This is a genomic window from Erwinia pyrifoliae DSM 12163, from assembly GCF_000026985.1.
Classification (GTDB): Bacteria; Pseudomonadota; Gammaproteobacteria; order Enterobacterales; family Enterobacteriaceae; genus Erwinia; species Erwinia pyrifoliae.
The window spans coordinates 3,601,132-3,626,447 of sequence record NC_017390.1 but is presented as its reverse complement, the minus strand read 5'-3'; the positions used below and the strand labels follow the sequence as shown (position 1 = coordinate 3,626,447).

Below are 25,316 nucleotides of genomic sequence, written 5' to 3'. Positions count from 1 at the left end.
TCAACATGATGCTTAACCCCTGTTGGCAAGCCATGCCTTGCCAAAAAATGTTGGATAACCTGAAAAAAAATGCGTTTATCTGTCTGCGTTGAATACACTCCAGCAGGCGTGGATTAACGATCACGCAGATTGATGACTTCGACCTTAAATTACTGAACTTAATGGAAGTTAACGGTCGCCTGACCAATCAGGAACTGAGCGATATCGTCGGGCTTTCGGCCTCGCAGCGTTCGCGCCGCCGTGTTCATCTGGAACAGGCTGGCCTGATCCCCGGTTATCATGCCCGACTGTCGCCGGACATCAGAGCGTTGCGTATGTAAAAACCTCGGTAGTACTTAGCCGCCTGAAAGAGAATGGGCTGGTGTCCGCCAGTGAAGCGCTTCTGTGCTAAACGGGTGCAGGACACGCGCCGCATTCCGTTTTACTGGCTGGCGCTCAGGCGTACGGGCGTGGCCTTCACGCTGAAAACCTTCTCTGCCGTAGCCCTGGTGTCGTTTTTCAGCCAACGGCACCCGTTATTTATTCATTTTTCCGAGCTGGATCCCTTTTACGCGACACTTTTTGGAAATGTGGTGATGGGCATAGGGTTTATAGTGCTATTCCGTCATAAGGCCAGTCTGGGTGGAATCAATATTCTGGCGTTATGGCTACCGGATCGTTACGGTATTGCGCCGGTAAACTACAAATGGCGGTGGACACCTGTGTGGTGCTGGCCTCGCTTTTCGTTGTTTCGCGCGAGATGCTCGCAGCGTCGATTTCCGGTGCTGTGGTGCTGAACCTGATCATCGCCATGAACCATCGACCTGGCCGCTACTTCACTGGCGGACTGATTAAATCGCGATGCCGTCCCGGCCTCGTCTGTATGACTGATTATTTAATGGAGATCTGCACCGTGTTTCAAAACGTTGATGCCTATGCTGGCGATCCTATCCTCTCCCTGATGGAGACTTTTAAGCAGGACAGCCGTGCGCATAAGGTGAACCTGAGCATTGGACTGTATTACGATCGGCATGGTGTGATCCCACAAATGCAGGCGGTGGCCGCTGCGGAAGCTCTGATCAACGCGCAGCCGCCGGGCGCCTCGCTCTACCTGCCGATGGAAGGCTTGCCGTCTTACCGCAGTGCGGTAGCCCCGCTGCTGTTTGGTGCAGAGCATCCACAGCTGAAAGCCGGGCATATCACCACCATTCAGACGCTGGGCGGCTCCGGAGCGCTGAAAGTGGGCGCGGACTTCCTTAAATGCTACTTTCCACATTCCCAGGTGTGGGTAAGCGACCCGACCTGGGAAAACCATGTTGCGATCTTTACCGGTGCCGGTTTCACCGTGAACACCTATCCGTGGTATGACGCGCAGACCCAGGGCGTAAAATGTAATGCGCTGCTGGAAAAACTGAACGGCCTGCCGCCACAAAGCATCGTGCTGCTGCATCCGTGTTGCCACAACCCGACCGGGGCCGATCTGACCAACGCGCAGTGGGATGAAGTCACGGCGGTGCTGAAAGCCCGTGAGCTGATCCCCTTTCTCGACATCGCCTACCAGGGCTTTGGTGCCGGCATGGAAGAAGATGCTTACGCCATCCGGGCGATCACCTCGGCGGGTCTGCCTGCTCTGGTCAGTAATTCATTCTCTAAAATTTTCTCTCTGTACGGTGAGCGTGTCGGCGGGCTGTCTGTGGTTTGTCACGATGGCGACGAAGCCGCACGCGTGCTCGGCCAGCTGAAAGCGACCGTGCGCCGTAACTACTCCAGCCCGCCGAACTTTGGCGCACAGGTGGTGTCCTGTGTGCTGAATAACCCCGAACTGAAAGCGAGCTGGCTGGCCGAAGTGGAGGGAATGCGTAGGCGTATTCTGGAAATGCGTCATGTGCTGGTGGATGTACTTAGCCAGGCCGTGCCCGGTACGAACTTCGATTACCTGTTGAAGCAGCGCGGTATGTTCAGCTACACCGGCCTTAGCCCGGTACAGGTGGAGCGTCTGCGCGATGAATTCGCTGTCTACCTAATCGCCAGCGGCCGTGTGTGCATGGCCGGTCTTAACCGCAGCAACGTCTTCCAGGTGGCGGAAGCTTTCGCTGCCGTTATGTAATTGTCTCTGGCCGGGTGACCCGGCCAGCAGAGCTGCTCTTTTTTNTCTTTTCAGGTTTACCTTTTCGCCACTTACTGCACACTTAATGACACGATTAAGTTCAGGAGCGGCACAATGTGGTACCAGCAAACCCTCACCCTCGTCGCAAAACCGCGAGGCTTTCATCTGGTGACCGACGAAATCGTTGGTGAATTGCGGCGCCTGGCAGACGTCCAGACAGGACTGTTACACCTGCTGCTGCAACATACTTCTGCCTCATTAACGCTGAACGAAAACTGTGACCCGACGGTGCGCAGCGATATGGAGCAACATTTCCTGCGTGCGATACCGGAAAACGCACCGTATCAGCACGATCATGAAGGTGCGGATGATATGCCCGCGCATATCAAATCTTCACTGTTGGGCACGTCGCTGATGCTACCCGTCAGCCGTGGCCGCCTGGTGCTCGGTACCTGGCAGGGCATCTGGCTGGGTGAGCATCGTATCCACGGCGGTGGCAGGCGCATTATTGCCACGTTGCAGGGGGATGATTAATCATAGAGGCATCTGAACGACTGGACTGTTGCGCAAGTCAACCGGGCGCGCAGCAGAGTGAACGCTGTGACCGCAATGCCACGCAGTTTAAGGTACATGATGTGATGTCTGCAATGCGGTATGAGGTATGAGGTAAACGGATGCGCGACCGACATAGCGGGGTGCGGTCAAGAGCACATTTAAATCCGTCGGCAGGGACACCGTGCTTCTGGATGGCTCGCTGAAGGATCCACGGAATTGACTATCTTGGCCTTTGCACCTATACAGCGCTAAACGAACACGGTCGTCGGGATTGAAGCGGGAGGACCGTTTTACCGGCCCTCCCGTGTTATGCTTCTTCGTTCATCGCTGGTGCGCTTCGCAGCGAAAGTTGCCGTTATAAAGCACTCATCCTGGAGGTGTCATGCTGTAAACATGGGCCATTATTGCACCACGGATTATGAACCCTTCCCGCCGATGACATAAGGTTTTTCCATACTGTCAACCCTGGTTACGTCTATTCCAGTTTTCTTACCATTCCAAAAATAATGTTGGTTTGCGGCGTATTCAAAGTTTCTACCGTAATAGTTAACCGTTGCTTCTATATCATAGGAACCATTGTCTGCTCTCCAGCAATCACTGACAATTTCTAAATCACCAAATTGATCGCGGGTGTCTGAATAAGCGGTAAATTTATTCGGCAATTTACCCGGTGTGCCCTTACCTGTGAGGTACACCCTCCCTGTAACCTTCATCGGTGATATTAAAGTATGACCACCAAAATTTATCTCAGCGCGATTAATATGGGCCTTAATCCAGTGTCGATTTCCTCCTATCAATGGGCACGAAGTTCCCCCTTTACTGCTAAGAACAGAAGTCACTTTGAAACTATTCCAGATTTCAATGGGTTCCAGATTTTTTACGCTTATTTCCGCTGATTTTTTTGTGGCAGTGAGAGTGCCATATCCATGTGCCTCCAGCTCTATATGCAGTTTTGTATCCCAGAAGTCAGTTTTAGGCTCGAATGTCGTATTCATCTTTTCTATAAAGGAATCAATTCTTTTCTGCGCAAGCGTGTTTCCGTTATTGTCTTTGAGATAAACCATGACGTATTCCGCTTTACTGAATTCATTTGAAACATCTATCTCCCAATTTACAAAAATCCGGTCATCGGTAAACACAGGCGTCCAAACCCCCTTATCTGCCGCAGAAGCTGCTTTGCTTATATAACTAATCTTACCAATACTAACGGAGGGTTTACTGTAAATCCGCNCCTCGTAATCGCCGGAACTGGCGTGGTAATAGTCATTGGCAGCAACGCTGAGCGTTAGCCGGGCTTTACCTTTGGCTTTGTGCTGCAGGCTTCCCGTACTGGATATGTNCAGTACTTTTNCATCGTCAGACTTCCATCTGATGGGGGCATCTGAGGGAATGGGTTTTTCGGGCAACTGCAGTGTGAAGGGGGCTTCATCCGTTGTCTTTATTACAGCCTCTTTAAAGCTGAGGTCGACTGTTCCCTTTTCCAGCCGGTAGGNCACTTCAACAGAGGCGGCTTTAAACTGGTCTGTTTCCGGTGTACTTACCGTCAGGCGGGTGCTGCCAGGTTTTACGGCCTGCAATACTCCGTTATCTGCCACCGTCACCACCCCGGTGTTTTTGCTGACATAGGTCGCNTTCAGGCTGCCATCTGCGTCGATATTNCCGAAAGTTGGCGTAATGTTCCAGTCATTACCGTCAGCCCAGCTGGCTGTAACGGCGTTACCGTCCCGAACTTCCAGCTGTGGATCTGCCCTGTCAATCTTCAGCAGATAACTGGCCTGGCCCGGAATGAAGTGCTCATTCGCAGAGGTTTTGACCGTGATGGTAGTTTGACCCGACTTCAGTAAAGTCACCTTACCCACTTTATTCACCGTTGCCACGCTCTCATCCGTACTGGACCACTTCTGTTCAACGTCACCGGGTAGGCCTTTTACAGCCTGCGAGTNGCTGAAGTTTTTAGTCCAGGTCACATTTTGCCGGGCGTGTTCAAAGCTCAGTTTCGGATCCAGGGTTCCGCCCGTTATGGTCAGCGTTTTGCTCTGGCTGAATGGNTTACCGTTGACCTTCACTGACAGCCTGGCTTCACCGCCCTGGCTGGCAGTGACCGTCATGCGATAGTGGCCTGGCTTATCCGGGATTTCCTCGCCGTTACTGATTTTGACCGTGCCGTTGTCGCTCTGTCCACGTACAGTATTATCAGACAGCAGATTGCCGTATTTATCACGCAGNACCAGCGCCAGCGTTGCCGGGTCTTTTCCGGCAGCGATAACTGACGGTGACAGGGTGAGTTCAGAAAGCCTTTCATCAGGAACACCAGCGCTAAACACGACGTCCGGCGCGNTATACTGGCCCGATGGTATGGTCAGGCTGACCTTTGCCGTACCGGNCTGCGTACGTGTCAGGGTCACAACGGCTGTGCCGGTTTCGTCGCTCCTGGTCGTCTGTTCGTTTAAGGTGCTGCCATCATTGGCGCGCCAGTGAACCGGGATACCGGCCCCCTGCGGGTTGCCCTGCTTATCCGTCAACACGGCAGCATAGGTGACTGTGTCCCCCACGACGGCAGAAGCCGGCGTAACGCGAATGGGCTCTTTAACCACGATCGAATCAGCGTTGTCCAGCACTACGCTGACTGGTGCAAAACGAACGTTTCGCGCTGAAGGGATGATAGTGAAGGATTCCGGCAGTGTGCCGGCCGTCAGGGTGGCGATATATTCCCCGGCTGCGCGGCGGCTGAATGCCGTCATCGTTGTGGCGCCAGCGGCACGAATTTTTGATTCCTGCTGTACGCTGATTTCGCTTTCCGCAATATCAACCGGTTTGCCATCGCGATCGTTGATGCTGAGGACCAGCTGCTGCTGCGTTTTCCCGTCGGCCACGAGCGTTATTTTTGCCGGAATGACCGGGCTCATGCTGGCGTCAATGGCCGACTGTGCCACCGTCACCTGCGTGTCGGCTCTGGCAGAAACGTTCCCTTTTTTGTCCACCGCCACGCCGCTGACTGTCCAGGTATTAACGGCCTGCGCGCCGGGCTGATATTCCGGCAGTATCACGCTCCAGTTGCCCGCATCTTCGCGTACCAGTTGCCCCCCGCAAGCCAGCAGTGAAGATGCCGACCAGTCGATGCGTTCCAGACCGTACTGACTGTTGACCGATACGCCCAGTGACTTCTTTTCGCCGGCATAGCCGGTCACCCGATCGACCGTATGCAGCCGTACTGTCTCTTTTTTGCGATATTGCAGCAGAATATGATTATTTCGCTCCACCAGGTCGTAACGGCTTCCTGCCAGGCTGCGCATTGTGGCGACCGCCTGCGGGTTTATCTGCTGCTGCCACGGCAGGCCCAGCCGATAGCTGAAGTCGGCGCTTATTCGCTTATCATTTTTTCCTGACGCCCCCTGACGATGCTCTGCGCCAAGCATCAGCAGCGGGAACGGGGTGAAATTCACGCCCGCCGTGATGGCGCGTGGGTTCTGCTGCAGGTTTTCCTTGCCAAACAGAGCCACCCCTTTGCCGTAATACTGCTCGTAAGTGAGCTTACCACCGAGCTGCGGCAGCGATGGCAACCAGGCCTGTGCACGAATGTCCCAGCCGTTGGCCGGGCGCTCCTGATATTCTTTCATATTCGGCGAATCCCGCCAGTCGCTGAGGCGCAGGTAACCGTTGGCAGACAGCTTCAGGAAATCACGCCAGTACTCCACGCCTATCCCGGTGCGGCTGTGCTCGTGTGACAGGTCATAGTCACCGAAGATATTACCACCCAGCATGTAAGAGGGCGCGAAGTAACGCAGCCCGAACCCGAGGTTAGCCTGGGTGCGGTCATCGGTACGGTGCAGGCTGCCCTGAGTGAAGAGAAGTTCGTCATTTTGTTCGTAAAAAGGGATAAGCAGGTCAACCTGAGAGTTTTTCAGNGAAAAGTGTTCATCCGCCTCCAGCTGAACGCGCGCCGTACCGAACTGGTTCAGCCACTGCTGCACCTGCCCGCTGGCCACGGCGCTGATTTGACCGCGAGCCATGGATAAAGCTGCGTCTCCGTCCGGACTGTTTGACAGAAGGGTTCCCGCCCGGGAGGCCATATCGGCCATTTTCATGGCGCCTTCGTCGTCCTTCAGGGGCGNCGTGGCGGCTTGTTCATCCCCGGTTTTGGCAGGAGAATCCGGTTTCCCATCCGGCATCACTGCAGGTACATCCAGTTCATCACCGGGCTGCAGGTTATCAAAACCGTGCGCGAAGGTGCGCAGCACGTTGAGCTTGCGCAGTGCTTTCNGGGTTATACGGAATTTTTTTGCTACCGACGCGGAGGTTTCACCCGGAGACAGNACGTATATTCGTGTCTTGACGGGGTGCTCCTTCGCCGTTTTGTCAATATGGCGGTCAAGGCCGGCTCCTGCCGTTGCTGGCGTAAAAGCCATCGCCAGCGGAAAAGCAGACTGCACGGCAATATTTGCCCAGGCAAACAGCTTAATGCGTAAGGGGACGGGCTGCTGGTGTTTTATTTTCACAAACGGACTCCATAAAAAGGCCACCGTCAGGTGACAAGTAAATGCTGACAGGCTCAGTTAGATATTCAGGTAACCGTTTATCACTCGGGAATGTGAGGGCGTTCAGCTGGTGTGCGCTAAAACCCCNTGGTCCTGTTTATTTTTCAGGCCGAAACGGTTGTTGTTTTTGTTGACCAAAGCGATGGGTAAGCCAGACGTTCATCTTCGAATAAAAAGCTTCAGGACGTCTTTAATAGTCTTGTCCCGGTGCAGGGTGATCTCCTGGATANGGCTGTATGCAGAAGTGATACAGGGGCTTCCCGGCCTCCCGGACAGGCGAAAAGGAATAAATTGTCGGCCGGGTAAATTCACGCCAGCGGTGTTATCCGGGCGATAAAAGGAAGTTAACATTGATATCAGTGCATGAATAAAAGCAGCGGCAGATAACGAGGCGTCTTGCCATTTTATCTGAGAGAGCACGAATGAGTGTGGCAGGGATATTATTTCCTTCCGGGGCATTTGTTGTGAAAAAGAGGTCATCCCCGACCCCGAAAAAAGCGTTTCCGTTCATCGCATAACTCCATTTCCTGGCAATGCTGTTGTTTTTATTTAATGGATTTTATGGCGAAGGGTTATGTTTTCACGGCAGCAAAAAAGTAAATTCGCCATTGGCGCTGGCTGGGGTTTACCCGCGTTAAATACATGTTTAACCCGTCAGTCAATATTGCAGGCAGGCGGCCTGAGTACTCACCAGCGCAATTGTACATAAAATATAAACCTGGTCAAAAACGATCAAAACCCCCTTATTAATAGTTTTAGCAAATCAATATAGCGTCTACTGATCGAGATAAACGTGCATGTTTTTCGTGAGTTATAAAAAAACTCCTTGTGATTCATGGTTAAGTTGCGATTCACCCGGGATGCATGCCTCTGTTAAATTTCAACACTCCCTCAAACGGAAAAACAAATTATGAAGTAATTTGTTACAATTAACAGGCGTGGTGAATTAAAGGAATCGATAAAACCACAGCCATTCTTTATCATGGGTTTAATTTTAGTTAGCGACTTTAATATATTTTTTTTAGTGAACGTAAGTCAGGAGCTTTATTATTTTTTTAATTTTGTCGACTGGTAAGGGTAAATCGGCACGTTCGAGGTATAATTCGGATATTGTTGATAATTAAGTTTTCAACGTCCTGCTATGTTGANTTACATCTCCGCTATCTGGCTTCTGCTCTTTTTATCTTTTCAGGTTTACCTTTTCGCCACTTACTGCACACTTAATGACACGATTAAGTTCAGGAGCGGCACAATGTGGTACCAGCAAACCCTCACCCCGGCGAAAAATCGCGTGGCTTGCATCTGGTGACCGACGAAATCGTTGGTGAACTGCGGCGCCTGGCCGACGTCCAGACCGGACTGTTACACCTGCTGTTGCAACATCCTTCTGCCTCACTGACGCTGAATGAAAACTGTGACGCAACGGTACGCAGCGATATGGAGCAACATTTTCTGCGTGCGGTAGCGGAAAACGCAGTGTATCAGCACGCTGATGAAGGCGCGGATGATATGCCCGCGCATATCAAGTTATCGCTGCCGGGCGCCTCGCTAATGCTGCCAGTCAGCCGTGGACGACTGGTGCCGGGTACCTGGCAGGGTATCTTGCTTGGTGAGCACCGCCCCAGGGCTGCCAGGCNCATTATTGCCACGTTGCAGGGGGATGATTAATCATGGAGGTATCTGAATGACGGACCTGTTGCGCAAGTCAACCGGGCGCGCAGCAGAGCGAACGCCGCGAATGGAACGCGATTCAGTTCAGGGTAANGGAGGTGCCGTTTGCGATGTTTTACGAGGAGGGCGGACGCCCGGNAGCAGACTTAAAAAGCAGCCCGGCGCTGGCTGACAGGATCCGTGACCAGCATAGCGACGTGCAGGCGAGCACGCTTTTGGATCCGCCGCACCGGAACACCGTGCTGCCGGATGGCTCGCTGAAGGATTCGCAAATTTACTGTCTGGTGGATGCGTCTTTGCAGCAGGTGCTGCGCGAAGCGAACGCGGCCGTCAAGACGAAAGCGGGGAGCCATTTTACCGGCCCCCCGTGTTGTGCATCTTCGTTCCTTACTGGTGCGCTTCGTGGTCANCGCCGCCGTTATAAAGCGGTGCGCCNGGCCTTATAAACGGTTTACTGCCAGCAGATGGCTTCCCATATTTGGCATCAGCAGAAANCATCCTCCTTAAGCAATTATTTCGAAGTATCAACAAAAGTATCAACAAAATTCTTCTCTGAGTATATGCCGTTCCCAAGCCAGAAATGAGAGCCAGCAGCCTGATATACAAAATCTTGACCGTGATAGCGAACGTACGCTTTCATAGAAAAGTGGCCCTTGTGAGAAACCCTGCACTTCGGGCCAATTTCTCTTTCGCCGAATTGAATAGATAAGTCTGAAACGATATCGTCGTGGGTTTCAGGAAAATAACCAAAGCGCTCCTCACTATTTTGTAATCCGTCCGTCCCCCCTCTAAAGTCCATCGGTGATATTAATACCTTACCGCCAAAATCTACCTTGCCCCCTTCAACAACGGCATAAAACCCCGTGCTCTCACTTGGCATACTGGAGCACGTATTTAGCGGGGTATGATCAGCTGAATAAATTTGAACACGAGATTTCACGTCGAATTTTTCCCAGATTTCGTGTGGCTTCAGATTTCGCACGTTTATTTCAGGTGACTTGGCGCTATAAATCAGCCCACCATATCCATGTGCCGCCAGCTCTACACGCAGTTTATTACCCCAGAACGAGGCTTTTGGCTCGAATTCGATCGTTGAACGGCCTGAAGGGGAATCCACACGTTCCTGTGCAAGCGTATTTCCCTTACTGTCTTTCAGATAANCCATGACGTATTCCGCTTTACTGAATTCATCTGAAGTGTCTGTATCCCAACTAATATGAAGCCCGTCGTCAGTAAATACTGGCGTCCAGTCACCTTTAATCGCCGGCAAACCTTTACTGAAATAACTGATCGAACCCTTATCAATGTAGGGTTGACTGTAAATCCACACCTCGTAATCGCCGGAACTGGCGTGGTAATAGTCATTGGCAGCAACGCTGAGCGTTAGCCGGGCTTTACCTTTGGCTTTGTGCTGCAGGCTTCCCGTACTGGATATGTTCAGTACTTTTACATCAGAAGAATCCCAGGTAATAGAGGCATCTGACGGAACCGTCTTTTCGGGCAACTGCAGTGTGAAGGGGGCTTCATCCGTTGTCTTNATGGCAGCCTCTTTAAAGCTGAGGTCGACCGTTCCTTTATCCAGTTGGTAGGCGATTTCAACAGAGGCGGCTTTAAACTGGTCTGTCTTCGGTGTACTTACCGTCAGGCGGGTGCTGCCNGGTTTTACGGCCTGCAATACTCCGTTATCTGCCACCGTCACCACCCCGGTGTTTTTGCTGACATAGGTCGCNTTCAGNCTGCCATCTGCGTCGATATTGCCGAAAGTTGGCGTAATNTTCCAGTCATTACCGTCGCCCCAGCTGGCTGTAACGGCGTTACCGTCCCGAACTTCCAGCTGTGGATCTGCCCTGTCAATCTTCAGCAGATAACTGGCCTGGCCCGGAATGAAGTGCTCATTCGCAGAGGTTTTGACCGTGATGGTAGTTTGACCCGACTTCAGTAAAGTCACCTTACCCACTTTATTCACCGTTGCCACGCTCTCATCCGTACTGGACCACTTCTGTTCAACGTCACCGGGTAGGCCTTTTACAGCCTGCGAGTNGCTGAAGTTTTTAGTCCAGGTCACATTTTGCTGTGCATTCGCAAAGCTCAGTTCCGGATCCCGGGTTCCGTCCGTAGCGCTAAACACGACGTCCGGCGCGGTATACTGGCCCGATGGTATGGTCAGGCTGACCTTTGCCGTACCGGNCTGCGTACGTGTCAGGGTCACAACGGCTGTGCCGGTTTCGTCGCTCCTGGTCGTCTGTTCGTTTAAGGTGCTGCCATCATTGGCGCGCCAGTGAACCGGGATACCGGCCCCCTGCGGGTTGCCCTGCTTATCCGTCAACACGGCAGCATAGGTGACTGTGTCCCCCACGACGGCAGAAGCCGGCGTAACGCGAATGGGCTCTTTAACCACGATCGAATCAGCGTTGTCCAGCACTACGCTGACTGGTGCAAAACGAACGTTTCGCGCTGAAGGGATGATAGTGAAGGATTCCGGCAGTGTGCCGGCCGTCAGGGTGGCGATATATTCCCCGGCTGCGCGGCGGCTGAATGCCGTCATCGTTGTGGCGCCAGCGGCACGAATTTTTGATTCCTGCTGTACGCTGATTTCGCTTTCCGCAATATCAACCGGTTTGCCATCGCGATCGTTGATGCTGAGGACCAGCTGCTGCTGCGTTTTCCCGTCGGCCACGAGCGTTATTTTTGCCGGAATGACCGGGCTCATGCTGGCGTCAATGGCCGACTGTGCCACCGTCACCTGCGTGTCGGCTCTGGCAGAAACGTTCCCTTTTTTGTCCACCGCCACGCCGCTGACTGTCCAGGTATTAACGGCCTGCGCGCCGGGCTGATATTCCGGCAGTATCACGCTCCAGTTGCCCGCATCTTCGCGTACCAGTTGCCCCCCGCAAGCCAGCAGTGAAGATGCCGACCAGTCGATGCGTTCCAGACCGTACTGACTGTTGACCGATACGCCCAGTGACTTCTTTTCGCCGGCATAGCCGGTCACCCGATCGACCGTATGCAGCCGTACTGTCTCTTTTTTGCGATATTGCAGCAGAATATGATTATTTCGCTCCACCAGGTCGTAACGGCTTCCTGCCAGGCTGCGCATTGTGGCGACCGCCTGCGGGTTTATCTGCTGCTGCCACGGCAGGCCCAGCCGATAGCTGAAGTCGGCGCTTATTCGCTTATCATTTTTTCCTGACGCCCCCTGACGATGCTCTGCGCCAAGCATCAGCAGCGGGAACGGGGTGAAATTCACGCCCGCCGTGATGGCGCGTGGGTTCTGCTGCAGGTTTTCCTTGCCAAACAGAGCCACCCCTTTGCCGTAATACTGCTCGTAAGTGAGCTTACCACCGAGCTGCGGCAGCGATGGCAACCAGGCCTGTGCACGAATGTCCCAGCCGTTGGCCGGGCGCTCCTGATATTCTTTCATATTCGGCGAATCCCGCCAGTCGCTGAGGCGCAGGTAACCGTTGGCAGACAGCTTCAGGAAATCACGCCAGTACTCCACGCCTATCCCGGTGCGGCTGTGCTCGTGTGACAGGTCATAGTCACCGAAGATATTACCACCCAGCATGTAAGAGGGCGCGAAGTAACGCAGCCCGAACCCGAGGTTAGCCTGGGTGCGGTCATCGGTACGGTGCAGGCTGCCCTGAGTGAAGAGAAGTTCGTCATTTTGTTCGTAAAAAGGGATAAGCAGGTCAACCTGAGAGTTTTTCAGCGAAAANTGTTCATCCGCCTCCAGCTGAACGCGCGCCGTACCGAACTGGTTCAGCCACTGCTGCACCTGCCCGCTGGCCACGGCGCTGATTTGACCGCGAGCCATGGATAAAGCTGCGTCTCCGTCCGGACTGTTTGACAGAAGGGTTCCCGCCCGGGAGGCCATATCGGCCATTTTCATGGCGCCTTCGTCGTCCTTCAGGGGCGNCGTGGCGGCTTGTTCATCCCCGGTTTTGGCAGGAGAATCCGGTTTCCCATCCGGCATCACTGCAGGTACATCCAGTTCATCACCGGGCTGCAGGTTATCAAAACCGTGCGCGAAGGTGCGCAGCACGTTGAGCTTGCGCAGTGCTTTCNGGGTTATACGGAATTTTTTTGCTACCGACGCGGAGGTTTCACCCGGAGACAGNACGTATATTCGTGTCTTGACGGGGTGCTCCTTCGCCGTTTTGTCAATATGGCGGTCAGTGTCGGCTCCTGCCGTTGCTGGCGTAAAAGCCATCGCCAGCGGAAAAGCAGACTGCACGGCAATATTTGCCCAGGCAAACAGCTTAATGCGTAAGGGGACGGGCTGCTGGTGTTTTATTTTCACAAACGGACTCCATAAAAAGGCCACCGTCAGGTGACAAGTAAATGCTGACAGGCTCAGTTAGATATTCAGGTAACCGTTTATCACTCGGGAATGTGAGGGCGTTCAGCTGGTGTGCGCTAAAACCCCCTGGTCCTGTTTATTTTTCAGGCCGAAACGGTTGTTGTTTTTGTTGACCAAAGCGATGGGTAAGCCAGACGTTCATCTTCGAATAAAAAGCTTCAGGACGTCTTTAATAGTCTTGTCCCGGTGCAGGGTGATCTCCTGGATANGGCTGTATGCAGAAGTGATACAGGGGCTTCCCGGCCTCCCGGACAGGCGAAAAGGAATAAATTGTCGGCCGGGTAAATTCACGCCAGCGGTGTTATCCGGGCGATAAAAGGAAGTTAACATTGATATCAGTGCATGAATAAANGCAGCGGCAGATAACGAGGCGTCTTGCCATTTTATCTGAGAGAGCACGAATGAGTGTGGCAGGGATATTATTNCCTTCCGGGGCATTTGTTGTGAAAAAGAGGTCATNCCCGACCCCGAAAAAAGCGTATCCGTTCATCACATAACTCCATTTGCTGGCAGTGCTGTTATTTTTATTTAATGGATGGTATGGCGAGGGGTTATATTTTCACGGCAGCAAAAAAATAAATTCGCCATTGGNGCTGGCTGGGGTTTACCCGCGTTAAATACATGTTTAACCCGTCAGTCAATATTGCAGGCAGGCGGCCTGAGTACTCACCAGCGCAATTGTACATAAAATATAAACCTGGTCAAAAACGATCAAAACCCCCTTATTAATAGTTTTAGCAAATCAATATAGCGTCTACTGATCGAGATAAACGTGCATGTTTTTCGTGAGTTATAAAAAAACTCCTTGTGATTCATAGCTAAATTGTGATCGTCCTGGGGTGCATGCCTCTGTTAAATTTCAACACTCCCTCAAACGGNAAAACAAATTATGAAGTAATTTGTTACAATTAACAGGCGTGGTGAATTAAAGGAATCGATAAAACCACAGCCATTCTTTATCATGGGTTTAATTTTAGTTAGCGACTTTAATATATTTTTTTTAGTGAACGTAAGTCAGGAGCTTTATTATTTTTTTAATTTTGTCGACTGGTAAGGGTAAATCGGCACGTTCGAGGTATAATTCGGATATTGTTGATAATTAAGTTTTCAACGTCCTGCTATGTTGANTTACATCTCCGCTATCTGGCTTCTGCTCTTTTTTCTCTTTTCAGGTTTACCTTTTCGCCACTTACTGCACACTTAATGACACGATTAAGTTCAGGAGCGGCACAATGTGGNACCGCTGCCAGTCAGCCGTGGACGACTGGTGCCGGGTACCTGGCTTGGTGAGCACCGCTCCCAGGGCTGCCAGGCGCATTACTTCCACGTTGCAGGGGGATGATTAATCACGGAGGTATCTGAACGACTGACCTGTTGCGCAAGTCAACCGGGCGCGCAGCAGAGCGAACGCCGCGAATGGAACGCGATTCAGTTCAGGGTAAAGGAGGTGCCGTTTGCGATGTTTTACGAGGAGGGCGGACGCCCGGNAGCAGACTTAAAAAGCAGCCCGGCGCTGGCTGACAGGATCCGTGACCAGCATAGCGACGTGCAGGCGAGCACGCTTTTGGATCCGCCGCACCGGAACACCGTGCTGCCGGATGGCTCGCTGAAGGATTCGCAAATTTACTGTCTGGTGGATGCGTCTTTGCAGCAGGTGCTGCGCGAAGCGAACGCGGCCGTCAAGACGAAAGCGGGGAGCCATTTTAGGCCCCCCGTGTTGTGCATCTTCGTTCCTTACTGGTGCGCTTCGTGGTCAACGCCGCCGTTATAAAGCGGTGCGCCNGGCCTTATAAACGGTTTACTGCCAGCAGATGGCTTCCCATATTTGGCATCAGCAGAAACCATCCTCCNTAAGCAATTATTTCAAAGTATCAGTATAAATATTGTTTATTGCCCCGCCGTTCCCAAACCAGGTATGAGGGCGATCAGACCAATATTCAAAAGTTTTACCGTTATAATTAACATACGCTCCTATAAAAAAGGTGCCGGCGTGATTGGTACCGCAATTCGGGCCAATTTCTCTTTTGCCGAATTGAATAGATAAGTTTGAAACGATATTGCTCTGGGTAATCGAAAATGGACCAATGAAATCCTGATTAACGGATTCTCCCTTCGACATCCCGATAAAGTCCATCGGTGATATTAATTCCTTACCGCCAAAATCTACCTCGCCCCCGTCAACAACGGAATAAACCCCCATATCTGTGAGGCCCGTGCACTTCTCATGCGGGACGCTATTAGCTGAATAGATTTTAACATGAGATTTTACATCGAATTTTTTCCAGATTTCGTGTGGCTTCAGATTTCTCACGTCTATTACAGCTGACTTTCCGCTATCAATCAGCCCACCATATCCATGTGCCTCCAGCTCTATATGCAGTTTATTACCCCAGAACGAGGTTTCTGGCTCGAATCTGGTCACTACTTTGCCTGAATGGGAATCCACACGTTTCTTTGCAAACGTTTTTCCCTTACTGTCTTTCAGATAAACCATGACGNATTCCGCTTTACTGAATTCATCTGAACTGTCTGTATTCCAATTCACAACAAGATCGTCGTCAGTAAATACCGGCGTCCAGTTACCTTTAATCGCCGGCGAACCTTTACTGAAGTAACTGATCTCACCAATACTAACGGAGGGTTTACTGTAAATCCGCACCTCGTAATCGCCGGAACTGGCGTGGTAATAGTCATTGGCAGCAACGCTGAGCGTTAGCCGGGCTTTACCTTTGGCTTTGTGCTGCAGGCTTCCCGTACTGGATATGTTCAGTACTTTTACATCAGAAGAATCCCAGGTAATAGAGGCATCTGACGGAACCGTCTTTTCGGGCAACTGCAGTGTGAAGGGGGCTTCATCCGTTGTCTTTATTACAGCCTCTTTAAAGCTGAGGTCGACTGTTCCCTTTTCCAGCCGGTAGGGCACTTCAACAGAGGCGGCTTTAAACTGGTCTGTCTTCGGTGTACTTACCGTCAGGCGGGTGCTGCCAGGTTTTACGGCCTGCAATACTCCGTTATCTGCCACCGTCACCACCCCGGTGTTTTTGCTGACATAGGTCGCTTTCAGNCTGCCATCTGCGTCGATATTGCCGAAAGTTGGCGTAATGTTCCAGTCATTACCGTCAGCCCAGCTGGCTGTAACGGCGTTACCGTCCCGAACTTCCAGCTGTGGATCTGCCCTGTCAATCTTCAGCAGATAACTGGCCTGGCCCGGAATGAAGTGCTCATTCGCAGAGGTTTTGACCGTGATGGTAGTTTGACCCGACTTCAGTAAAGTCACCTTACCCACTTTATTCACCGTTGCCACGCTCTCATCCGTACTGGACCACTTCTGTTCAACGTCACCGGGTAGGCCTTTTACAGCCTGCGAGTNGCTGAAGTTTTTAGTCCAGGTCACATTTTGCTGTGCATTCGCAAAGCTCAGTTCCGGATCCCGGGTTCCGTCCGTAGCGCTAAACACGACGTCCGGCGCGGTATACTGGCCCGATGGTATGGTCAGGCTGACCTTTGCCGTACCGGNCTGCGTACGTGTCAGGGTCACAACGGCTGTGCCGGTTTCGTCGCTCCTGGTCGTCTGTTCGTTTAAGGTGCTGCCATCATTGGCGCGCCAGTGAACCGGGATACCGGCCCCCTGCGGGTTGCCCTGCTTATCCGTCAACACGGCAGCATAGGTGACTGTGTCCCCCACGACGGCAGAAGCCGGCGTAACGCGAATGGGCTCTTTAACCACGATCGAATCAGCGTTGTCCAGCACTACGCTGACTGGTGCAAAACGAACGTTTCGCGCTGAAGGGATGATAGTGAAGGATTCCGGCAGTGTGCCGGCCGTCAGGGTGGCGATATATTCCCCGGCTGCGCGGCGGCTGAATGCCGTCATCGTTGTGGCGCCAGCGGCACGAATTTTTGATTCCTGCTGTACGCTGATTTCGCTTTCCGCAATATCAACCGGTTTGCCATCGCGATCGTTGATGCTGAGGACCAGCTGCTGCTGCGTTTTCCCGTCGGCCACGAGCGTTATTTTTGCCGGAATGACCGGGCTCATGCTGGCGTCAATGGCCGACTGTGCCACCGTCACCTGCGTGTCGGCTCTGGCAGAAACGTTCCCTTTTTTGTCCACCGCCACGCCGCTGACTGTCCAGGTATTAACGGCCTGCGCGCCGGGCTGATATTCCGGCAGTATCACGCTCCAGTTGCCCGCATCTTCGCGTACCAGTTGCCCCCCGCAAGCCAGCAGTGAAGATGCCGACCAGTCGATGCGTTCCAGACCGTACTGACTGTTGACCGATACGCCCAGTGACTTCTTTTCGCCGGCATAGCCGGTCACCCGATCGACCGTATGCAGCCGTACTGTCTCTTTTTTGCGATATTGCAGCAGAATATGATTATTTCGCTCCACCAGGTCGTAACGGCTTCCTGCCAGGCTGCGCATTGTGGCGACCGCCTGCGGGTTTATCTGCTGCTGCCACGGCAGGCCCAGCCGATAGCTGAAGTCGGCGCTTATTCGCTTATCATTTTTTCCTGACGCCCCCTGACGATGCTCTGCGCCAAGCATCAGCAGCGGGAACGGGGTGAAATTCACGCCCGCCGTGATGGCGCGTGGGTTCTGCTGCAGGTTTTCCTTGCCAAACAGAGCCACCCCTTTGCCGTAATACTGCTCGTAAGTGAGCTTACCACCGAGCTGCGGCAGCGATGGCAACCAGGCCTGTGCACGAATGTCCCAGCCGTTGGCCGGGCGCTCCTGATATTCTTTCATATTCGGCGAATCCCGCCAGTCGCTGAGGCGCAGGTAACCGTTGGCAGACAGCTTCAGGAAATCACGCCAGTACTCCACGCCTATCCCGGTGCGGCTGTGCTCGTGTGACAGGTCATAGTCACCGAAGATATTACCACCCAGCATGTAAGAGGGCGCGAAGTAACGCAGCCCGAACCCGAGGTTAGCCTGGGTGCGGTCATCGGTACGGTGCAGGCTGCCCTGAGTGAAGAGAAGTTCGTCATTTTGTTCGTAAAAAGGGATAAGCAGGTCAACCTGAGAGTTTTTCAGNGAAAAGTGTTCATCCGCCTCCAGCTGAACGCGCGCCGTACCGAACTGGTTCAGCCACTGCTGCACCTGCCCGCTGGCCACGGCGCTGATTTGACCGCGAGCCATGGATAAAGCTGCGTCTCCGTCCGGACTGTTTGACAGAAGGGTTCCCGCCCGGGAGGCCATATCGGCCATTTTCATGGCGCCTTCGTCGTCCTTCAGGGGCGNCGTGGCGGCTTGTTCATCCCCGGTTTTGGCAGGAGAATCCGGTTTCCCATCCGGCATCANTGCAGGTACATCCAGTTCATCACCGGGCTGCAGGTTATCAAAACCGTGCGCGAAGGTGCGCAGCACGTTGAGCTTGCGCAGTGCTTTCNGGGTTATACGGAATTTTTTTGCTACCGACGCGGAGGTTTCACCCGGAGACAGNACGTATATTCGTGTCTTGACGGGGTGCTCCTTCGCCGTTTTGTCAATATGGCGGTCAGTGTCGGCTCCTGCCGTTGCTGGCGTAAAAGCCATCGCCAGCGGAAAAGCAGACTGCACGGCAATATTTGCCCAGGCAAACAGCTTAATGCGTAAGGGGACGGGCTGCTGGTGTTTTATTTTCACAAACGGACTCCATAAAAAGGCCACCGTCAGGTGACAAGTAAATGCTGACAGGCTCAGTTAGATATTCAGGTAACCGTTTATCACTCGGGAATGTGAGGGCGTTCAGCTGGTGTGCGCTAAAACCCCCTGGTCCTGTTTATTTTTCAGGCCGAAACGGTTGTTGTTTTTGTTGACCAAAGCGATGGGTAAGCCAGACGTTCATCTTCGAATAAAAAGCTTCAGGACGTCTTTAATAGTCTTGTCCCGGTGCAGGGTGATCTCCTGGATATGGCTGTATGCAGAAGTGATACAGGGGCTTCCCGGCCTCCCGGACAGGCGAAAAGGAATAAATTGTCGGCCGGGTAAGTTAACGCCAGCGGTGTTATCCGGGCGATAAAAGGAAGTTAACATTGATATCAGTGCATGAATAAAAGCAGCGGCAGATAACGAGGCGTCTTGCCATTTTATCTGAGAGAGCACGAATGAGTGTGGCAGGGATATTATTTCCTTCCGGGGCATTTGTTGTGAAAAAGAGGTCATCCCCGACCCCGAAAAAAGCGTTTCCGTTCATCGCATAACTCCATTTCCTGGCAATGCTGTTGTTTTTATTTAATGGATTTTATGGCGAAGGGTTATGTTTTCACGGCAGCAAAAAAGTAAATTCGCCATTGGCGCTGGCTGGGGTTTACCCGCGTTAAATACATGTTTAACCCGTCAGTCAATATTGCAGGCAGGCGGCCTGAGTACTCACCAGCGCAATTGTACATAAAATATAAACCTGGTCAAAAACGATCAAAACCCCCTTATTAATAGTTTTAGCAAATCAATATAGCGTCTACTGATCGAGATAAACGTGCATGTTTTTCGTGAGTTATAAAAAAACTCCTTGTGATTCATAGCTAAATTGTGATCGTCCTGGGGTGCATGCCTCTGTTAAATTTCAACACTCCCTCAAACGGNAAAACAAATTATGAAGTAATTTGTTACAATTAACAGGCGTGGTGAATTAAAGGAATCGATAAAACCACAGCCATTCTTTATCATGGGTTTAATTTTAGTTAGCGACTTTAATATATTTTTTTTAGTGAACGTAAGTCAGGAGCTTTATTATTTTTTTAATTTTGTCGACTGGTAAGGGTAAATCGGCACGTTCGAGGTATAATTCGGATATTGTTGATAATTAAGTTTTCAACGTCCTGCTATGTTGANTTACATCTCCGCTATCTGGCTTCTGCTCTTTTTTCTCTTTTCAGGTTTACCTTTTCGCCACTTACTGCACACTTAATGACACGATTAAGTTCAGGAGCGGCACAATGTGGTACCAGCAAACCCTCACCCCGGCGAAAAATCGCGTGGCTTGCATCTGGTGACCGACGAAATCGTTGGTGAACTGCGGCGCCTGGCCGACGTCCAGACCGGACTGTTACACCTGCTGTTGCAACATCCTTCTGCCTCACTGACGCTGAATGAAAACTGTGACGCAACGGTACGCAGCGATATGGAGCAACATTTTCTGCGTGCGGTAGCGGAAAACGCAGTGTATCAGCACGCTGATGAAGGCGCGGATGATATGCCCGCGCATATCAAGTTATCGCTGCCGGGCGCCTCGCTAATGCTGCCAGTCAGCCGTGGACGACTGGTGCCGGGTACCTGGCAGGGTATCTTGCTTGGTGAGCACCGCCCCAGGGCTGCCAGGCNCATTATTGCCACGTTGCAGGGGGATGATTAATCATGGAGGTATCTGAACGACTGGCCTGTTGCGCAAGTCACCGGGCGCGCAGCAGAGCGAACNCCGCGAATGGAACGCGATTCAGTTCAGGGTAAAGGAGGTGCCGTTTGCGATGTTTTACGAGGAGGGCGGACGCCCGGNAGCAGACTTAAAAAGCAGCCCGGCGCTGGCTGACAGGATCCGTGACCAGCATAGCGACGTGCAGGCGAGCACGCTTTTGGATCCGCCGCACCGGAACACCGTGCTGCCGGATGGCTCGCTGAAGGATTCGCAAATTTACTGTCTGGTGGATGCGTCTTTGCAGCAGNTGCTGCGCGAAGCGAACGCGGCCGTCAAGACGAAAGCGGGGAGCCATTTTACCGGCCCCCCGTGTTGTGCATCTTCGTTCCTTACTGGTGCGCTTCGTGGTCANCGCCGCCGTTATAAAGCGGTGCGCCNGGCCTTATAAACGGTTTACTGCCAGCAGATGGCTTCCCATATTTGGCATCAGCAGAAACCATCCTCCGTAAGCAATTATTTCAAAGTATCCACAAAAGTATCAGTAAAAGTAATGTCTGGTGGTACGAACATCCCAATCCAGGTATGAGAGTCATCAGGCCGATATTCAAAATTGTGGTCGTGATAGAGAACGTGCGCTCTCAAAGAATTGAAGCCGCTGTCACTCATCTTGCAATCCGGGCCAATTTCTACTTCGCCGAATTGAGTAGACAAGTCTGAAAAGATACGGTAGTAGGTTTTCGGAAAAAAACTATAGTGCTGCTTATCATTTTGTTTTCCGGTCGTCTGCAAACTAAATCTCATCGGTGATATTAATTGCTTACCGCCAAAATCTACCTTGCCCCCTTTAACAACGGCATAAACCCCCGTCCTCGTACCCGTACCTGGCATACTGAAGCTGGAGCACATATTTTTCGGGGTGTGATCAGCTGAATAAATTTGAAAACCAGATTCCACTTCGAATTTTTTCCAGATATCGTGTGGCTTCAGATTTCTCACGTCTATTGCAGCTGACTTGTCGCTATTAATCAGCTCACCATATCCATGTGCCGCCACCTCTATATGCAGTTTATTACCCCAGAACGAGGCTTCTGGCTCGAATTCGATCGTTGAACGGTCTGAAGGGGAATCCACACGCTTCTCTTTAAACGTTTTTCCCTTACTGTCTTTCAGATAAACCATGACGTATTCCGCTTTACTGAATTCATCCGAACTGCCTGTATCCAAACTCACATAAAGCTCGTCGTCAGTAAATACCGGAGTCCAGTCACCTTTATTCGCCAACGAACTTTTACTGATATAACTGACCTTACCAATACTAACGGAGGGTTTACTGTAAATCCGCACCTCGTAATCGCCGGAACTGGCGTGGTAATAGTCATTGGCAGCAACGCTGAGCGTTAGCCGGGCTTTACCTTTGGCTTTGTGCTGCAGGCTTCCCGTACTGGATATGTCCAGTACTTTTNCATCGTCAGACTTCCATCTGATGGGGGCATCTGAGGGAATGGGTTTTTCGGGCAACTGCAGTGTGAAGGGGGCTTCATCCGTTGTCTTTATTACAGCCTCTTTAAAGCTGAGGTCGACTGTTCCCTTTTCCAGCCGGTAGGNCACTTCAACAGAGGCGGCTTTAAACTGGTCTGTTTCCGGTGTACTTACCGTCAGGCGGGTGCTGCCAGGTTTTACGGCCTGCANTACTCCGTTATCTGCCACCGTCACCACCCCGGTGTTTTTNCTGACATAGGCCGCTTTCAGCCTGCCATCTGCGTCGATATTGCCGAAAGTTGGCGTAATGTTCCAGTCATTACCGTCAGCCCAGCTGGCTGTAACGGCGTTACCGTCCCGAACTTCCAGCTGTGGATCTGCCCTGTCAATCTTCAGCAGATAACTGGCCTGGCCCGGAATGAAGTGCTCATTCACTGAGGTTTTGACCGTGATGGTAGTTTGACCCGACTTCAGTAAAGTCACCTTACCCACTTTATTCACCGTTGCCACGCTCTCATCCGTACTGGACCACTTCTGTTCAACGNCACCGGGTAGGCCTTTTACAGCCTGCGAGTNGCTGAAGTTTTTAGTCCAGGTCACATTTTGCCGGGCGTGTTCAAAGCTCAGTTTCGGATCCAGGGTTCCGCCCGTTATGGTCAGCGTTTTGCTCTGGCTGAATGGNTTACCGTTGACCTTCACTGACAGCCTGGCTTCACCGCCCTGGCTGGCAGTGACCGTCATGCGATAGTGGCCTGGCTTATCCGGGATTTCCTCGCCGTTACTGATTTTGACCGTGCCGTTGTCGCTCTGTCCATGTACCGTATGGCCGGACAGCAGATTGCCGTATTTATCACGCAGNACCAGCGCCAGCGTTGCCGGGTCTTTTCCGGCAGCGATAACTGNCGGTGACAGGGTGAGTTCAGAANGCCTTTCATCAGGAACACCAGCGCTAAACACGACGTCCGGCGCGGTATACTNGCCCGATGGTATGGTCAGGCTGACCTTTGCCGTACCGGNCTGCGTACGTGTCAGGGTCACAACGGCTGTGCCGGTTTCGTCGCTCCTGGTCGTCTGTTCGTTTAAGGTGCTGCCATCATTGGCGCGCCAGTGAACCGGGATACCGGCNCCCTGCGGGTTGCCCTGCTTATCCGTCAACACGGCAGCATAGGTGACTGTGTCCCCCACGACGGCAGAAGCCGGCGTAACGCGAATGGGCTCTTTAACCACGATCGAATCAGCGTTGTCCAGCAGCTCTACGCTGACTGGTGCAAAACGAACGTTTCGCGCTGAAGGGATGATAGTGAAGGATTCCNGCAGTGTGCCGGCCGTCAGGGTGGCGATATATTCCCCGGCTGCGCGGCGGCTGAATGCCGTCATCGTTGTGGCGCCAGCGGCACGAATTTTTGATTCCTGCTGTACGCTGATTTCGCTTTCCGCAATATCAACCGGTTTGCCATCGCGATCGTTGATGCTGAGGACCAGCTGCTGCTGCGTTTTCCCGTCGGCCCGGAGCGTTATTTTTGCCGGANTGACCGGGCTCATGCTGGCGTCAATGGCCGACTGTGCCACCGTCACCTGCGTGTCGGCTCTGGCAGAAACGTTCCCTTTTTTGTCCACCGCCACGCCGCTGACTGTCCAGGTATTAACGGCCTGCGCGCCGGGCTGATATTCCGGCAGTATCACGCTCCAGTTGCCCGCATCTTCGCGTACCAGTTGCCCCCCGCAAGCCAGCAGTGANGATGCCGACCAGTCGATGCGTTCCAGACCGTACTGACTGTTGACCGATACGCCCAGTGACTTCTTTTCGCCGGCATAGCCGGTCACCCGATCGACCGTATGCAGCCGTACTGTCTCTTTTTTGCGATATTGCAGCAGAATATGATTATTTCGCTCCACCAGGTCGTAACGGCTTCCTGCCAGGCTGCGCATTGTGGCGACCGCCTGCGGGTTTATCTGCTGCTGCCACGGCAGGCCCAGCCGATAGCTGAAGTCGGCGCTTATTCGCTTATCATTTTTTCCTGACGCCCCCTGACGATGCTCTGCGCCAAGCATCAGCAGCGGGAACGGGGTGAAATTCACGCCCGCCGTGATGGCGCGTGGGTTCTGCTGCAGGTTTTCCTTGCCAAACAGAGCCACCCCTTTGCCGTAATACTGCTCGTAAGTGAGCTTACCACCGAGCTGCGGCAGCGATGGCAACCAGGCCTGTGCACGAATGTCCCAGCCGTTGGCCGGGCGCTCCTGATATTCTTTCATATTCGGCGAATCCCGCCAGTCGCTGAGGCGCAGGTAACCGTTGGCAGACAGCTTCAGGAAATCACGCCAGTACTCCACGCCTATCCCGGTGCGGCTGTGCTCGTGTGACAGGTCATAGTCACCGAAGATATTACCACCCAGCATGTAAGAGGGCGCGAAGTAACGCAGCCCGAACCCGAGGTTAGCCTGGGTGCGGTCATCGGTACGGTGCAGGCTGCCCTGAGTGAAGAGAAGTTCGTCATTTTGTTCGTAAAAAGGGATAAGCAGGTCAACCTGAGAGTTTTTCAGNGAAAAGTGTTCATCCGCCTCCAGCTGAACGCGCGCCGTACCGAACTGGTTCAGCCACTGCTGCACCTGCCCGCTGGCCACGGCGCTGATTTGACCGCGAGCCATGGATAAAGCTGCGTCTCCGTCCGGACTGTTTGACAGAAGGGTTCCCGCCCGGGAGGCCATATCGGCCATTTTCATGGCGCCTTCGTCGTCCTTCAGGGGCGNCGTGGCGGCTTGTTCATCCCCGGTTTTGGCAGGAGAATCCGGTTTCCCATCCGGCATCACTGCAGGTACATCCAGTTCATCACCGGGCTGCAGGTTATCAAAACCGTGCGCGAAGGTGCGCAGCACGTTGAGCTTGCGCAGTGCTTTCNGGGTTATACGGAATTTTTTTGCTACCGACGCGGAGGTTTCACCCGGAGACAGNACGTATATTCGTGTCTTGACGGGGTGCTCCTTCGCCGTTTTGTCAATATGGCGGTCAGTGTCGGCTCCTGCCGTTGCTGGCGTAAAAGCCATCGCCAGCGGAAAAGCAGACTGCACGGCAATATTTGCCCAGGCAAACAGCTTAATGCGTAAGGGGACGGGCTGCTGGTGTTTTATTTTCACAAACGGACTCCATAAAAAGGCCACCGTCAGGTGACAAGTAAATGCTGACAGGCTCAGTTAGATATTCAGGTAACCGTTTATCACTCGGGAATGTGAGGGCGTTCAGCTGGTGTGCGCTAAAACCCCNTGGTCCTGTTTATTTTTCAGGCCGAAACGGTTGT

At 52.6% G+C, this 25,316-nt stretch carries 8 protein-coding genes and 5 pseudogenes; 9 read left to right on the top strand and 4 right to left on the bottom strand.

Annotated elements, in window-relative coordinates:
• Nucleotides 1-119: 119 nt before the first annotated feature.
• The 4 genes and pseudogenes from EPYR_RS21435 to EPYR_RS16440 form a co-directional block, all read left to right on the top strand.
• Nucleotides 120-317, top strand: a pseudogene (locus EPYR_RS21435) (Lrp/AsnC family transcriptional regulator); the annotation flags it as partial.
• A gap of 96 nt (nucleotides 318-413) precedes the next feature.
• Nucleotides 414-814, top strand: a pseudogene (locus EPYR_RS19725) (YitT family protein); the annotation flags it as partial.
• Nucleotides 815-892: 78 nt separating this feature from the next.
• A complete protein-coding gene (locus tag EPYR_RS16445) occupies nucleotides 893-2,086 on the top strand; it encodes an amino acid aminotransferase (RefSeq protein WP_015899079.1) in 1,194 nt (397 codons plus the stop codon).
• Nucleotides 2,087-2,200: 114 nt separating this feature from the next.
• On the top strand, nucleotides 2,201-2,620 hold the full coding sequence (locus EPYR_RS16440) for a secondary thiamine-phosphate synthase enzyme YjbQ (protein ID WP_015899078.1): 420 nt from the start codon (nucleotides 2,201-2,203) through the stop codon (nucleotides 2,618-2,620).
• 437 nt (nucleotides 2,621-3,057) lie between these two features.
• On the opposite strand, the gene EPYR_RS16435 is transcribed toward EPYR_RS16440, so the two are convergent.
• Nucleotides 3,058-7,161, bottom strand: coding sequence for an inverse autotransporter beta domain-containing protein (locus tag EPYR_RS16435; protein ID WP_014539600.1), 4,104 nt, complete (start codon nucleotides 7,159-7,161; stop codon nucleotides 3,058-3,060).
• Between the two features lie 1,267 nt (nucleotides 7,162-8,428).
• Between EPYR_RS16435 and EPYR_RS16430 the strand changes: the two are divergent.
• Nucleotides 8,429-8,844, top strand: a pseudogene (locus EPYR_RS16430) (secondary thiamine-phosphate synthase enzyme YjbQ).
• Nucleotides 8,845-8,846: 2 nt separating this feature from the next.
• Nucleotides 8,847-9,161: pseudogene (locus tag EPYR_RS21235) on the top strand (MmcQ/YjbR family DNA-binding protein); the annotation flags it as partial.
• A gap of 197 nt (nucleotides 9,162-9,358) precedes the next feature.
• Here EPYR_RS21235 and EPYR_RS16420 read toward each other — a convergent pair.
• Nucleotides 9,359-13,171, bottom strand: coding sequence for an inverse autotransporter beta domain-containing protein (locus EPYR_RS16420; protein ID WP_014539598.1), 3,813 nt, complete (start codon nucleotides 13,169-13,171; stop codon nucleotides 9,359-9,361).
• Between the two features lie 1,381 nt (nucleotides 13,172-14,552).
• Between EPYR_RS16420 and EPYR_RS16415 the strand changes: the two genes are divergently transcribed.
• Nucleotides 14,553-14,978 carry an MmcQ/YjbR family DNA-binding protein gene (locus EPYR_RS16415; protein WP_231844236.1) on the top strand — a complete coding sequence of 142 codons (426 nt, stop codon included), beginning with the start codon at nucleotides 14,553-14,555 and terminating at the stop codon, nucleotides 14,976-14,978.
• Between the two features lie 87 nt (nucleotides 14,979-15,065).
• On the opposite strand, the gene EPYR_RS16410 is transcribed toward EPYR_RS16415, so the two are convergent.
• Entirely contained in the window at nucleotides 15,066-18,860 is a 3,795-nt protein-coding gene (locus tag EPYR_RS16410) for an inverse autotransporter beta domain-containing protein (RefSeq protein ID WP_014539594.1), read from the bottom strand.
• Between the two features lie 1,268 nt (nucleotides 18,861-20,128).
• Between EPYR_RS16410 and EPYR_RS16405 the strand changes: the two are divergent.
• Together EPYR_RS16405 and EPYR_RS21590 are read left to right on the top strand one after the other, a co-directional pair.
• A pseudogene (locus EPYR_RS16405) lies at nucleotides 20,129-20,544 on the top strand (secondary thiamine-phosphate synthase enzyme YjbQ).
• Nucleotides 20,545-20,644: 100 nt separating this feature from the next.
• Complete coding sequence (locus EPYR_RS21590; protein WP_014539590.1) at nucleotides 20,645-20,992, top strand: MmcQ/YjbR family DNA-binding protein; 348 nt, start codon at nucleotides 20,645-20,647, stop codon at nucleotides 20,990-20,992.
• 65 nt (nucleotides 20,993-21,057) lie between these two features.
• On the opposite strand, the gene EPYR_RS16395 is transcribed toward EPYR_RS21590, so the two are convergent.
• Nucleotides 21,058-25,179 (bottom strand): inverse autotransporter beta domain-containing protein, encoded by a 4,122-nt coding sequence (locus EPYR_RS16395; RefSeq protein WP_014539589.1) that lies wholly within the window; start codon nucleotides 25,177-25,179, stop codon nucleotides 21,058-21,060.
• Nucleotides 25,180-25,316: the final 137 nt, after the last annotated feature.